This is a genomic window from Streptomyces sp. CA-210063, from assembly GCF_024612015.1.
Lineage (GTDB): Bacteria > Actinomycetota > Actinomycetes > Streptomycetales > Streptomycetaceae > Streptomyces.
In genome coordinates, this window is record NZ_CP102512.1 from 3,146,342 (window position 1) to 3,160,309 (window position 13,968).

The window sequence follows — 13,968 nt, forward strand, 5'->3', positions numbered from 1 at the left end:
TGGCCGCTCGGTGTTCTGGTGCTCTTCAGTTGTGGGCCGTACGGCCGGGTCTACGGGGGGAGGACCCGGCCGTACGGCGTTCTTGGGGGCCGGAACCCGCTACGCCTTGGCGAGTTCCTTCTCACCGTCCGACTCGGCGGCCGCGGCCTCCGGCGCAGGTCCATGCCCGTCGTCCAGCAGCGTCTTCTCGTCGAAGGGCAGCTGCCCGGCGAGGACCTGGTCGACGCGCTCCTTGTCGATCTCCTTGGTCCAGGTGCCGATGAGGACCGTGGCGACCGCGTTGCCCGCGAAGTTGGTGAGGGCGCGGGCCTCGCTCATGAAGCGGTCGATGCCGACGATGAGGCCGATGCCGTCCACCAGGGCCGGCTTGTGGGACTGGAGGCCACCCGCGAGGGTCGCGAGGCCGGCGCCGGTGACACCGGCCGCGCCCTTGGAGGCGACCAGCAGGAAGAGCAGCAGCGGGATCTGCTCACCGATCGACATCGGCGTACCCATGGCGTCGGCGATGAAGAGGGACGCCATGGTCATGTAGATCATGGTGCCGTCGAGGTTGAAGGAGTAGCCGGTCGGGACGGTGATGCCGACGACGGGCTTGCTGACGCCCAGGTGCTCCATCTTCGCGATGAGGCGCGGCAGCGCCGACTCGGAGGAGGAGGTGGACAGGATCAGCAGGAACTCACGGCCCAGGTACTTGAAGAACGTGAAGATGTTGAGGCCGGAGACGATCCGCAGCAGCGCCGCGAGCACGATGAAGACGAAGAGGAAGCAGGTGACGTAGAAGCCGAGCATCAGCACGGCGAGGCTCTTGAGGGCGTCGAGGCCCGCGGAACCGGTCACGGCCGCGATGGCACCGAAGGCGCCGATCGGGGCGGCCCACATCACCATCGCGAGGATGCGGAAGACGAGGCGCTGGATGTGCTCGACACCGCGCAGGATCGGCTGGCCGGCGTCACCCATGGCCTGGAGCGCGAAGCCTGCGAGCACGGCGACGAGCAGCGTCTGGAGGACCTCGCCGCCGGTGAAGGCGGAGACGAGTGTCGTCGGGATGATGCCGAGCAGGAACTCGGTGGTGTCCTTGGCCTCGGCCGACACCTGCGCCTGACCGGTCTCCTTGATCGCGTCGGTCACCGCGAGGCCGGTGCCCGGCTCCAGGATGTTGCCGACGACCAGGCCGATACCGAGGGCGACCAGCGACATCACCGTGAAGTAGGCGAGGGCGATACCGCCGACCGCGCCGACCTTCGCGGCCTTCCGTACGGAGCCGATGCCCAGCACGATCGTGCAGAAGATGATCGGCGAGATCATCATCTTGATCAGGTTCACGAAGCCGGTGCCGATGGGCTTCAGCTCAACGGCGAAGTCAGGGGCGATGAGGCCCACGGCGATGCCGATGGCCACAGCCACGATCACGGCGATGTACAGGTAGTGGGTGCGGTCCCGCTTGGCGGGTGCGGTAGGTGCCGTATGAGTGGTGCTGGCCACGGCTGCCCTCCTCGTCGACGTCGTCGTCGGCTCGCTCTTCCGGCGTGCGGCTCACGTCCGGGGGAAATTCGGGAGACGGTCTCCCAGGGGTGGGAACCGGCGGGTTCCCGGGTGGGAGACCGGCTCCCACGTGGGAGACCGGCTCCCGGGGGTGGGAGCCGGCGGGCTCCCGGGGCTGGGAGTGGGGGCTCCCGGGCGGGAGCCTGGGGAGGCTCCCTGCGGTGGGAGCCGGAGCTCCCGGTGGGAGCGGGGCTCCCGGGGGGTGTGGGAGCCGGGGCTCCCGGCGGTGGAAGCCGACAGGCTTCCGGGCCGGAGGCTTGGGGGCTTCCGGCGGTGGGAGCTGGGGGGCTCCCGGTGAAGGGAGACAGGCTCCCGGTGGTGGGGAGAGGTGCCTCCCGAGGTGGGAGACGGGCTCCCGGCGGCTCGGGGTGTGGGGTCCCGGGGCGGGAGTCGTACTCCCTCTCGTTGTCCATGTGCTGGACGAGTCGATGGGGTGACTATCCCCCGCCCTGTGAGGGCGGTCACCCTTCCGTTCATTTAGTTCACGCCGACACGTCGAGCAGACTGTTGGCATGCGCGTCCCGCCCCGCCTCCGTCCCCGCAGCCTGGCCGGCCAGCTCTTCGCCGTACAGGCGGTGCTGATCGCGGCCGTCGTGGCCGGGTACGCGCTGTTCACGTACGTCAGCGACCGCAGCCAGGCGGAGGAGGCGGCGACCCGCCAGGCCCTGGCCGTCGCCGTCACGGTCGCCGACTCCCCCTCCGTGCGCGAGGCGATCCACACCCCCAAGCCCACCAAGCGGCTCCAGCCGTACGCCACCGAGGTGCGGCAGCACGCCGGCGTCGACTTCGTGACGATCATGACCCGTGACGGCATCCGCTGGACGCACCCCGACCCCCGGCAGATCGGCCAGCCCTTCCTCGGCCACATAGAGAAGGCGCAGAACGGCGAGTCCTTCACCGAGACCTACACGGGCACCCTCGGCCCGTCCGTCCGCGCGGTCACCCCGGTCATGGAGAACGGCGAGGTCATCGGCCTGGTCAGCGCCGGGATCAGGGTCCAGGCGATCAGCGACCGCGTCCAGGACCAGCTGACCGCCCTCGTCGGCGTGGCCGCCGGCGCCCTCAGCCTCGGCGGCATCGGCACCTACATCGTCAACGCCCGGCTGCGCCGCCACACCCACAACATGAACGCCGCCGAGCTCAGCAACATGCACGACTACCACCAGGCCGCCCTGCACGCCGTGCGGGAGGGCCTCGTCATGCTCGACGGCCAGTACCGCGTGGCCCTCATCAACGACGGGGCGCGCGAGCTGCTGGGTGTGACGGAGAAGGTCGTGGGCCGCTCGGTCGCGGAGCTGGGCCTGCCGGCGCCCCTGACGGGGGCGCTCCTGTCCTCGGAACCGAGGGTGGACGAGGTTCTCCTGACCGCCGAACGGGTGCTGGTCGTGAACACGTCCCCGGTGTCGGGCGGCCAGCGCCGCGGCACGGTGGTCACGCTTCGGGACGTGACCGAACTCCAGTCCCTCACGGGCGAGCTGAACTCCGAACGCGGCTTCACCCAGGCGCTCCGCTCGCAGGCCCACGAGGCCGCGAACCGCCTCCACACGGTCGTCTCGCTGATCGAGCTGGGCCGCTCGGACGAGGCGGTGGAGTTCGCGACGGCGGAACTGGAACTGGCGCAGGCCCTGACGGACCAGGTGGTGGCCGCGGTGAGCGAGCCGGTGTTGGCGGCCTTGTTGCTGGGCAAGACCGCCCAGGCGAACGAGCGGGGCGTGGAGCTGGTGGTGTCGGAGGACAGCCGCATCGACGACGGCCTCCTCCCGGAGTCCCTCCCCGCGCGGGACCTGGTCACCGTCCTGGGCAATCTGATCGACAACGCGGTGGACGCGGCGCAGGGGTCGGTGGGGGCGCGGGTGACGGTCACGGCGTACACGGACGGGGCAGAGGAGTCGACGGACGATTCCGTCCTTGTGCTGCGCGTGACGGACACGGGTACCGGTGTGGACCCGGCTCACGCGGAGGCCGTCTTCGAACGCGGCTTCTCGACGAAACCGGCGGGCCCGGGAGGTCGAGGGCTGGGCCTGGCCCTCGTACGGCAGACCGCGCGCCGCCATGAGGGCACGCTGACGGTGTCGGAGGCGGCCGGGGGCGGAGCGGAGTTCGAAGTCCGCTTGCCGCTGCGTACGACCGATCCCGGGGCCGGTGCCGGGGCTGGGGCTGGGGCTGGGGCCGTTCCTGTTCCCGTTCCCACCAAGGCTGTCCAGGCCCCTCGGGCCACTGTGGCTGGAGGCGACGACGTATGACCAAGGCCGAGGCCGATCCCATCAGAGTCCTGGTGGTCGAGGACGATCCCGTCGCCGCCGACGCCCACATGATGTACGTCGGCCGTGTCCCCGGCTTCACGGCTGTGGGCAAGGCCCACACGGGCGCGGAGGCACGCCGCGCGCTGGACCGCACGCCGGTGGACCTGCTGCTGCTGGACCTGCACCTGCCGGACGTACACGGCTTGCAGCTGGCCCGCTCGCTGCGTGCGGCCGGTTACCACGCGGACGTGATAGCGGTGACATCGGCGCGGGACCTGACGGTGGTGCGGGAGGGCGTGTCGCTGGGGGTGGTGCAGTACGTACTGAAGCCGTTCACGTTCGCGACGTTGCGGGACCGGCTGGTGAGGTACGCCGAGTTCCACGCGGCGGCGGGCGAGGCGAGCGGCCAGGACGAGGTGGACCGGGCGCTCGCGACCCTGCGGGCACCGGGGCCGGCCGCCCTGCCGAAAGGGCTGAGCGCGCCGACGCTGGAGCGGGTGACGGTGACCCTGCGGGATGCGGGTGAGGGCCTGACGGCGGCCGGGGTCGCGGAAGCGGTGGGCATCTCCCGGATCACGGCTCGGCGGTACCTGGAGCACTTGGTGGACGCGGGGCGGGCGGCGCGGAGTCCGCAGTACGGGCAGGTGGGGCGGCCGGAGCTGCAGTATCGGTGGGTGAAGGGGTAGGCAGCCCCCGTCAGGTGAAGGGTTTGGCGTAGAGGACGACCTGGGCCCCGAGCCCGGCGATCGTGAGGGCCTCGACGACGGAGAGCACGACAAGCCCGGAACCGGTCTTCCCACTCGCCCAATACACAAGAAGCCCGGCGAGCGGAACGACACAGAAGGCCAGCAGATCGATCCCGCACTGTATGGCCTTACGGGAGCGGCGCCGGGCATCGGAACGGTGGGCCACTTCCCAGTCGAAAACCTTCTCCGCACCGGCGAGCTGCGCGAGCCGCGGCCCCAGATCCCCCCGCACGTACGCCCCGATCGCGGAGATCTTCTCGTCGTTGACGAGGTAGGTCCACCCGAGCACGACACACACCGGCGGCAGCGCGAGCAGCATGGCGGGCTGCTCGGCCTGCGCGGTCGCGGCGATGACGGCGGCGAGGATGGTGAGCGTGACGTAGAGGAGATTGTCCCGAAAGCCGATACGGGTCTTCTGCTCGTCCTTGACGGTCTGGTACTCGGCGAGCAGCAACTGCCCGGCGGTGACGTCACGGTCGGCACGGTCGGCTCGGTCGGCACGGTCGGCTCGGTCGGCGGGTTCCGGCACGGGTGTCCCTTCGGGTGGAGGCGGAAGCGGAGGCGGAAGCGGGCGTGGCGGGGGCGGAAGCGGGCGTGGCGGGGGTGCCGACGCACCCTACCGGTGCAGACACATTGACCTGACTAGACCACTCCTCGTACCGTCACCGGGCACCCACCCAGGCCACAACGACGTAGCCAGCAGGAGGTCGTGCCCGTGCGCCCCACCGCACCCAGCCCCCGCCGATCCCCCCTTCGCCTCCTTCTCACCGCAGCCCTGGCGATCACCGCCCCCGGCGCGCTCACCGCCTGCGGCACCGGCTCCGGCAGCGACCCGGACACGGTCGAGGTCTCCTACAAACAGTCCACGGACAACCAGATCCGCGTCCTGGACACCTTCCTCGCCGACGTCAAGAAGCAGTTCGAGAAGGCGAATCCGGGCAAGAAGGTGAAACTCGTCCCGATCAAGGCCCCGGACTCGGAGTACTACACCAAGGTCCAGCAAATGCTCCGCTCCCCGAAGACGGCCCCGGACCTGGTCTACGAGGACACGTTCCTCATCAACTCGGACATCACGAGCGGTTATCTGAAACCCCTCGACGACTACTTGGCCGACTGGAAGGACTGGGACCAGTTCATCGACACGGCCAAGACCGCGGCGAAGGCCGAGGACGGCAAGACGTACGGCGTTCCGGACGGCACGGACACCCGAGGTCTGTGGTTCGACAAGGCGATCTTCGAGAAGGCGGGCCTGCCGGCCGACTGGCAGCCGAAGACCTGGGCCGACATCCTCACCGCCGCCCGCACGATCAAGGACAAGGTCCCCGACGTCATTCCCCTGAACGTCTACACGGGCAAACCGGCGGGCGAGGCCGCCACGATGCAGGGCTTCGAAATGCTCCTCTACGGCACGGAAGACGCCACGGCCGCCGACGCGAGCGACCCCCTGTACGACGAGAAGTCGAAGAAATGGAAGGCCGGCACGCAGGGTTTCAAAGACGCTCTCACCTTCGTGGAGACGGTCTACAAGGAGAAACTCGGCCCGGAAGTCTCCGACGCCCTGGACCCCAACATCTCCACCCGAGTACGCGGTGAACTCCTCCCCGAGGGCAGACTCGGCATCAACCTCGACGGCTCCTGGCTCCCCCAGGACTGGCTGCCCGGCAGCGGCCACGCATGGCCGGACTGGTCGGAGAAACTCGGCCTCGCCCACATGCCCACCCAGAACGGCCAGTCCCCCGGCAAGGTGAGCATGTCCGGCGGCTGGACCTGGGCCATCCCCGACAAGGCGGGCAACCCCGACCTCGCCTTCGAGTTCATCGAGACGATGCAGACGAAGGCGAACGCCCAGAAGTGGTACATCGCCAACTCCGGAATCGCGGTCCGCAAGGACGTGGCTGAGGACCCGGCTTACGCGGAAGCCCAACCCGGCATCAAGTTCTTCACCGACCTGGTGCCGAGCACGCACTACCGCCCCGCGTACCCGGCGTATCCCAAGGTCTCCACCGCCATTCAGGAAGCGATGGAATCCGTGACGACGGGCGATGCCTCGGTGTCCGAAGCGGCCGAGAACTACGACGAGGAGCTGAAAGCGGCCACGGACAACCAGGTGATCGAAGAATGAGCCCGCGTGATCGAAGCATGAGCCCGCGCGCATGAAGAGCCCCGCGAGGCCGGCAGCCGGGCCGCCACCGCACCCCACACTCCGCTCCCTGACCCGAGTCCTCCCCCTCACCCCCGCCACCGTCCTCCTGCTCCTCTTCCTCGCCGGCCCGATCGCCTACTGCGCCTACATCGCCTTCACCGACCTCCAACTCACCGGCCAGGCCGAGGATTCGTTCATCGGGTTCGACAATTTCCGTACGGCATTCGGGGACGAGGCGTTCCTCAACGCGGTATGGCTGACCCTGGTCTTCACGGTGATATCGGCCCTGATCGGCCAGAACACACTGGGCCTGGCTTTGGCAGCCCTGATGCAACGCGCCTCGAAACCCGTCCGCACGCTGGTGGGCGGAATCGTCGTGACGGCGTGGGTCCTGCCGGAGGTGGTGGCGGGATTCCTCCTCTACGCCTTCTTCCGCCGAGAGGGAACGTTGAACGCCATCCTGGACTGGCTCCATCTCCCCACCCAGAACTGGCTGTACACGCTTCCCATCCTGGCGGTCTCGTTCGCGAACGTCTGGCGAGGCACAGCCTTCTCGATGCTGGTCTATTCAGCAGCCCTGAACGAAATACCGAAGGAGATCACGGAAGCGGCGGAGGTGGACGGCGCGGGCGGCTGGCGCCGTATGTGGCACATCACGCTCCCAATGATCCGCCGCTCGATCGGCACGAACCTGATGCTCATCACGTTGCAGACGCTGTCGGTCTTCGGCCTGATCTGGGTGATGACGCGGGGCGGCCCCAGCGGCAAAAGCCAAACGCTCCCCTTGTTCATGTACGAGGAGGCGTTCCAGAAGAGCATGATCGGTTACGGCACGGCGGTGGCGCTGTTGCTGCTGGTGGTGGGTTCGCTGTTCTCGACGATCTATCTGCGGCTGCTGCGAACGGAGGTGTGAGTTTTCGTGGCCCTGAATACCCGAAACACCCGAACGCCCGCCTCCCGCCGCACAGTCCGCCACCGCCTGGCCGCAGACATCGGCCTCCTGGTCGTCGCCGCGACCTTCGTACTCCCGCTTGCCTGGGTGATCCTCTCGTCGGTCGACCCACAGGCGAACCTGACGGTGAAACTCCCGGACGGCGTGACCCTCGACAACTTCGACGCTGTCCTGACCCCGGAAATCACCTTTACGCCACTGCTGAACAGCCTGCTCCTGTGCGGCGGAGGAACGGCGTTGACGGTGGTGTGCGCGGCCTTGGCGGCCTACCCCCTGTCCCGATTCCGTTCCCGCCTGAACCGCCCCTTCCTCCTCACGATCCTCTTCGCGACAAGCCTGCCGATCACAGCGATCATGGTGCCGGTGTACGCGCTGTTCGTCCAGGTGAACCTGATCGACACCATGCAGGGCACGATCTTCTTCTTCGCCGCGTCCCAATTGCCGTTCGCCATCTGGCTGATGAAAAACTTCATGGACGGCGTTCCGAAGGAACTGGAGGAGGCGGCGTGGACCGACGGCGCGTCGTCGCTTCAGTCGCTGCTGCGGGTTGTACTGCCGCTGATGGGCCCGGGCGTCGCCGTGGTGACCGTCTTCTCGTTCGTGATGATGTGGGGGAACTTCTTCGTCCCGTTCATGCTGCTCCTCACACCGGAACAGATGCCGGCGGCGGTGAGCATCAATGAGTTCTTCGGGAATCGGGGGACGGTGATTTATGGGCAGTTGGCGGCGTTCTCGGTTATTTACTCGACGCCGGTGATTTTGTTGTATGTGGGGGTGGCCAGGCGGTTGGGTGGGGGGTTTGCTTTGGGTGGGGCGGTCAAGGGGTGACAGGGATGGTGGAGGTATACGGCTGTCCCATTCACCGGACGCGCGGCAACTGGAGTGCAATCGAGGGAAACGTCGTCCGGAACGCCAGAGTCGCCAGAGTGCCGCTGGACCACGTCAGTCGGGGCGGACACCGGTCGCTGAGAGCGGCTGAGGGGCGTAGCAGTCGCAGGCAAGGACTGTGGCGGCGGCCGACTTGCCCGGGGGCACCTCGATCAGCGCGGTCATGCTGTACACCACGTCAACCTTGCGCCAGCTCTCGCCTCCACCGCCGAGTAGCACGTCGATGTCCGAGCCTTCGTCGAACTGCACCGTGTCCGATGGCGTCTTGCCCTCCGCGTGGTACTCCTGGACGAACTGGCACGCGACGAGGGAACTTCCCGTGGCGAGGCGGAAGACGGGGAGTGGTGTGCCGGTTGTCTCGGTGGAGAAGCGCCGGGTGAGGCTGTCGCTCGCCCATCCGTTGTAGTGCCGGACGACATCGCTCGTGAACCCGCCTGACGTGAAGCGGTCATCGACTGGGCGTCCGTGCGGCAGTGTGAAGCTGAGGTAGTCGGCGAAATCGTCGCATGCCGAGCGGTCTGACGCCGCGGCCGGTGAGAGCTGCACTGCTCCCGAGGCGTCGCGGTGTACGTCGGGGAGTTGCTTCGGTTCCACAGACACGAAGTCCTCTTCGCTCTCCGCTGGTGCAGGAGTCGGTGATGCTTCCGAGGCTGCGGACTCTTTGACGGGTTCGGTCACTGCGAATGTGTCCGCCGTGGCCTTCCACGGCGCGTCCGCCTCCGGCTGGACGAAGTAGAAGATCACCGAGCTGCGGTCGTCCTCTTCCCCTTCCTCTTTGCTGGTCACGGCGAAGAACCGCGGATACCTCTTCGGGTCCTCTACCGCCGGGATGAGATAGCGCGGCTTCGTGAAGTGAGTGGCACTGCCCCCAATGTTCGCTTCGCGGTAGAGCCGGTATACGGCAAGCGACTCCTTGAGCAGGACTCCGGTCTGCACCTTGCGGACGGCCGAGTCGTCCAACGCTGCGTCGGCGGCGGCGCTTCCACGGTCGAACTGCTCGAAGATCTGCTTGGCCTGTGCCGTCGTGATGACCGGCACTCGTGCAGAAGCGGACGGCGGTGCTGCATCGTCCTTCGAGGAAATGTCCGCGGACGACGTGCAGCCGACCGACAGCGCCAGCAAGGTCACCAGACTGGCCGCTCCGAGCCGAGTAGTTGAGCGTGTCACAGTTCGCTGCCTCCCCGCGCATGCGTGATTCCTGTCAGAACGAAGGCCTTTCGGTCGTGCTGCAAGCAGAGCGGAGCACCGCTCAACTTCGAAGACCCGTCATGCCCAGCTCCACTACGGCCATGCGCGCAAGGTACTCAGCATCAGTGGGGACCGGTCCCGTCACGACGGGACCTCCGGGCCGACGTAGCGGAGCTTGCCCAGGTCCTTGTGCCTCTTGGCAGGCGGCCAGGTTCTGGAGAGTTCGGCCTGATCGGTACCCAGTCCTGGAAGTCCCGGTAGACACCCAGGGTGTGACCGTACGCCTCGACCGCCTCCTCCACACCCGGCCCACCTCCCACAAGGCGGCGCCGAGGTTGCCCCACGCCATGCCCTCACCGTGTTGGTCGCCGACGGCCTGGTACAGGGAGCGGGCACGGGTGTGGGCGTCGATCGCCTCCCCCGCCCGGCCCGTCTCCGCAGGATGACGCCGAGGTCGGGTGGCGAACCGCTCCGGCGCAGGCCAACACCCCCGCCACATCGCCCACTTGGCAGTACCGTGGACAGGTGCCCAAACCTGACACACGCCCCGTATCAGCCGTCGTGCTCACCGCACTCCCGGTGGAGTACAACGCCGTACGCGCCCTCCTGACGGACCTGGACCCCGAGGAACTCGTCCACGAAGACGGAGCCCGCGTCGAGCGCGGCCGGATCGAGGGCACCTCCTGGACCGTGGCGATCTCCGAGCTGGGTGAGGGCGCGGTGCACGCCGCCGCGATGACCACGCGGATCGTCGGGTGGCTCCGCCCGGAGGTGCTGCTCTTCGTGGGGGTCGCGGGCGGGCTCAAGGACGACATCGAGATCGGCGACGTGGTGGTCGGCACGAAGGTGTACGGCATCCACGGCGGCAAACAGACCCCCAAGGGCTTCCACGCCCGGCCCGAGGTCTGGCACGGCTCGGGCCGGCTGGTACCGGCGGCCCGTTCCGCGCTGCGGGACATGGCGGACGTACGGGGACATCTCAAGCCGATCGCGTGCGGCGACGTCGTCCTCGCCGACGACAAGTCCGCGCTCGCCGAACACATCCGCCTGCACTACAACGACGCCTGCGCCATCGAGATGGAGGGCTCCGGCGCGGCCCACGCGGCCCACCTCAACGGCCAGTTGGACGCCCTCGTCATCCGGGGCATCAGCGACCGCGCCAACCGCCACAAGCACAAGGCCGACGCCTCCGGCTCCCAGGAACTGGCCGCCAAACAGGCCGCCTCGGTGGCCATGGCCGTCCTCCGTAAACACCGGCCGCGCGGCGGCGGCTCCTCCGACTCCCAGGAGGGTCCCTTTCGCGGCCACGAAGACGGAGCCTCCTACGGCGGCGATCACATCGACTTCCGAGGCGGCACCTTTTATGGACCCGTCACCGGCAAGTCGGACGGGCGATAGGCCCCATGGCCGGAGTCAGGGTCGGGAACACGGTCCGGTCCCGGTCGCGACGGCGATACTCCCGCCCCGTCCCCCGGGCTTCACCGGCCGCTCAGCGGAGATGGACCGCCTCCTCTCCCGCCTGGCACCCGCCCCGGACGAGGACACTGCCCCGCTCCCCCTCCTCATCTCCGCCGTCACCGGCATGGGCGGCATCGGCAAGACCGCGCTCGCGGTGGAGGCGGCGCACCGGGCGTGTACGCGAGGCTGGTTCCCTGGCGGAACCCTTTTCGTCGACCTGCGCGGCTACGACGACAACCCGGTCACCGCCGACCAGGCGGTACTGGCCCTGCTCGATGCGCTGGGAGTACTCAACGGGGACCTACCGGAGAGGACCGCACGGCAGTACGACGCCTACCGCACGCTCCTCGCCGAGCGGCAGGACCGGATGCTGCTGATCCTGGACAACGCCTCGGACCCGTCCCAGTACCTCCGCCTGCTGCCCGGCACGGACGACCACCGGGTCCTGATCACCTCCCGGGACCGCCCGAACGCGCTTCCCATACGCGTCATCGACCTCGACACCCTCCTCCCGGACGAGTCCGCCGCCCTGGTGACCCGCGCCCTGCACGACGCTGATGAAAGGGACAACCGCTGCTCCTGCGAACCAGACGCTTTGCGTGAACTCACCGCCCTCTGCGGCCACTTGCCCTTGGCCCTCCAGATCGCCGCCGCGATGCTCCGCCAACGTCGGCACCGGAGCATCGCCTCACTAGTGGCCGACATCAAGAAGGCCGAGGACCCGACCGCCGTATTCGACAACGGCAGTCCGGGCACGGACCTGTACGGCCGCTCACTCGTCCTCCGACCCGTGCTGGAGACCTCATACCGCCGACTGTCACCCGACCAGGCCCGGTTGCTGCGTCTGCTGTCCCTCGCCCCCGGCGCGGAGACGACCACAGAGGCGGTGGCTGCCCTGGCCGACCTGTCCACGGAGGCTGCGCTGTCTCTGCTCGAAGACCTGGCAGCCGCCTATCTGGTCGCGCCGGTCCAGGATGGCGAGGGGTCGCCTTCCATACTGCGGTGGCGGCTGCATGACTTGGTGCGGGCGTTCGGGGTGGGTGTGGTAGCGGGGGAGATGGGGTTGCAGGAGGAGGGGGAGGCGGCGCGGGAGCGGGTGCTGGCGTTCTACTTCCGAAACGCGGCTGCGGCTGATGACCGGTTGCGGTGGTTGCCCGGTATGGAGCAGCCGGAGCGGTTTTCGAATCGTGGGGAAGCGTTGGAATGGTTTGACGGGGAACGGGCGGGGCTGGTGGCGGCGGTGTCATGGGGGCGAGAAGCGCTGTTCGCGGAGACAGCAGTGCTGCTGTCCGAGTGCCTGGGCGAGTATCTCGGTTGGCGGCGGTACTTCGACGACTGGATCACCGTCGCCCATGCCGCGCGGGAAGCCGCGCATCGTGCCGGGAACAACCGCAGCGAGGGCAACGCGTTCAACAACCTCGGCATCGCCCTGCGGGAGGCAGGCAGGGTGGAGGAGGCGATCGACGCCCACACCCGCGACCGCGAGCTGTGCCAGGCCGCCGGGGATACCGATGGGGAAGCCATGGCGTGGAACAGCCTCGGCATCGCCCTGCATGAGGTCGGTCGGGTGGAGGAGGCGATCGACGCCCACACCCGCGCCCGTGACCTGCATCAAACCACCGGGAACCGCCACGGCGAGGCCATGGCGTGGAACAACCTCGGCACTACCCTCCTGGTGGCGGACCGGGGGGAGGAGGCGATGGACGCCGTCACCCGCGCCCGTGACCTGCACCGAACCACCGGGAACCGCTACGGCGAGGCCGGGGCGTGGAACAACCTCGGCACCGCCTTACGGAGAGCGGGCCGGAGGGAGGAGGCGATCGAAGCACACGGCAGAGCGCTGGAGATCTTCGAGGAGTTCGTAGACTCCTACGAGACAGGCCAGACCCTCCAGAACCTGGCCCTCGATCACTGGGACGCCCACTGCCTCGCCAAAGCCCGTGCCCACTGGCTGCAGGCCGCCGAGGCCTACGCCCGCGCCAACGCCCCCGCCGAAGCCGCCCAAGCCCGCGCAGCAGCCGAGGCCCTGGGATAGCCCGCCTCATTCCACCTCCGCATACCCCCTGGCCATCCTCGTCCCACCCCCAGGCTCCCTCGCCTCCCCAAACCCCCACTCCCAGGACGCGCCCGCACCACGCACCACGCACCCCAACACCCGCAACGCACCCCGCCGCCGCGCGTCACAGGCTCTCATCCGGGACATCAAGGCGGGCAAGGCCGACCACCTCCTCTGACCACACGATCACCCCTCCGGCAACACCCCGGGACGGAAGGGCTCCACCCCCACAACCCGCCGCACCCGCACCGGCTCGATCAGGATCATCAGGCGCCGTTCCCCGGGCAGCAGCCACGGATACCGTTCCTCCCCGATGTACTTCTGCGTCAGCCGATCCATGGCCCGCTCGGCCATCTCCCCCTCCACGAACCGCGCCACCCGCCCCCGGATCTCTGCCCGGTCGTAGGGGTTCTCGGGATCGATGTGGGACAGGGAGACATACGGGTTGCGCCGGAGGTTCTCCTCCTTCACCCGACCGACCGACGTGTTGACCATGACGTACTCACGCTCGCCGTCACCGTCTCCGTCACCGCCCTCGTCCGCCTCGATGTCCACCCACATGGGTGACACCTGAGGCGCCCCGTCCGCCCCCACCGTCGCCAAGTGCCAGAAGTTCGGGGCCAGTAGGCGCTCACGTATGTGCCCGTCCAGTTTCGTCATGCGGTCATCCCTACCCACGGATCCGCACTCAGGTCACTCGGACCACACCGCCCTCACAAACCGTAGCTTCCTACAATCCGTGATTGTGGCCG

General features: G+C 68.4%; 11 protein-coding genes. 7 read left to right on the forward strand and 4 right to left on the reverse strand.

What is annotated here, in order from left to right:
* Window positions 1–99 precede the first annotated feature (99 nt).
* Entirely contained in the window at window positions 100–1,482 is a 1,383-nt protein-coding gene (locus JIX56_RS13370; protein WP_257540477.1) for a cation:dicarboxylate symporter family transporter, read from the reverse strand.
* 572 nt (window positions 1,483–2,054) lie between these two features.
* On the opposite strand from JIX56_RS13370, the gene JIX56_RS13375 reads away from it, so the two are divergent.
* Together JIX56_RS13375 and JIX56_RS13380 are read left to right on the forward strand one after the other, a co-directional pair.
* Window positions 2,055–3,785 carry an ATP-binding protein gene (locus JIX56_RS13375; protein ID WP_257540479.1) on the forward strand — a complete coding sequence of 577 codons (1,731 nt, stop codon included), beginning with the start codon at window positions 2,055–2,057 and terminating at the stop codon, window positions 3,783–3,785.
* Complete coding sequence (locus tag JIX56_RS13380) at window positions 3,782–4,471, forward strand: response regulator (protein ID WP_257540481.1); 690 nt, start codon at window positions 3,782–3,784, stop codon at window positions 4,469–4,471. Before JIX56_RS13375 ends, JIX56_RS13380 begins: the two co-directional genes overlap by 4 nt.
* 10 nt (window positions 4,472–4,481) lie before the next feature.
* On the opposite strand, the gene JIX56_RS13385 is transcribed toward JIX56_RS13380, so the two are convergent.
* Window positions 4,482–5,060, reverse strand: a complete 579-nt coding sequence (locus JIX56_RS13385) for a hypothetical protein (RefSeq protein WP_257540483.1) — start codon at window positions 5,058–5,060, stop codon at window positions 4,482–4,484.
* 186 nt (window positions 5,061–5,246) lie between these two features.
* Between JIX56_RS13385 and JIX56_RS13390 the strand changes: the two genes are divergently transcribed.
* Genes JIX56_RS13390 through JIX56_RS13400 form a run of 3 tightly spaced genes read left to right on the forward strand, consistent with a single transcriptional unit; the run spans window position 5,247 to window position 8,454 of the window.
* The gene (locus JIX56_RS13390) at window positions 5,247–6,653 is read left to right on the forward strand and encodes an extracellular solute-binding protein (RefSeq protein ID WP_257540485.1); all 1,407 of its coding nucleotides are present in this window, start codon (window positions 5,247–5,249) and stop codon (window positions 6,651–6,653) included.
* A gap of 31 nt (window positions 6,654–6,684) precedes the next feature.
* Window positions 6,685–7,587, forward strand: coding sequence for a carbohydrate ABC transporter permease (locus JIX56_RS13395; RefSeq protein WP_257540487.1), 903 nt, complete (start codon window positions 6,685–6,687; stop codon window positions 7,585–7,587).
* A 12-nt stretch (window positions 7,588–7,599) separates the two neighbouring features.
* On the forward strand, window positions 7,600–8,454 hold the full coding sequence (locus tag JIX56_RS13400) for a carbohydrate ABC transporter permease (protein ID WP_257550839.1): 855 nt from the start codon (window positions 7,600–7,602) through the stop codon (window positions 8,452–8,454).
* Window positions 8,455–8,568: 114 nt separating this feature from the next.
* Here JIX56_RS13400 and JIX56_RS13405 read toward each other — a convergent pair whose 3' ends face one another.
* Complete coding sequence (locus JIX56_RS13405; RefSeq protein ID WP_257540489.1) at window positions 8,569–9,642, reverse strand: hypothetical protein; 1,074 nt, start codon at window positions 9,640–9,642, stop codon at window positions 8,569–8,571.
* Window positions 9,643–10,227: 585 nt separating this feature from the next.
* Between JIX56_RS13405 and JIX56_RS13410 the strand changes: the two genes are divergently transcribed.
* Together JIX56_RS13410 and JIX56_RS13415 are read left to right on the forward strand one after the other, a co-directional pair.
* On the forward strand, window positions 10,228–11,100 hold the full coding sequence (locus JIX56_RS13410) for a 5'-methylthioadenosine/S-adenosylhomocysteine nucleosidase family protein (protein ID WP_257540491.1): 873 nt from the start codon (window positions 10,228–10,230) through the stop codon (window positions 11,098–11,100).
* Window positions 11,101–11,200: 100 nt separating this feature from the next.
* Entirely contained in the window at window positions 11,201–13,195 is a 1,995-nt protein-coding gene (locus JIX56_RS13415; protein WP_257540493.1) for a tetratricopeptide repeat protein, read from the forward strand.
* A gap of 207 nt (window positions 13,196–13,402) precedes the next feature.
* Here the strand turns inward: JIX56_RS13415 and JIX56_RS13425 are convergent, their stop codons facing one another.
* Window positions 13,403–13,876 carry a PPOX class F420-dependent oxidoreductase gene (locus JIX56_RS13425; protein WP_257540495.1) on the reverse strand — a complete coding sequence of 158 codons (474 nt, stop codon included), beginning with the start codon at window positions 13,874–13,876 and terminating at the stop codon, window positions 13,403–13,405.
* Between the last annotated feature and the right edge of the window lie 92 nt (window positions 13,877–13,968).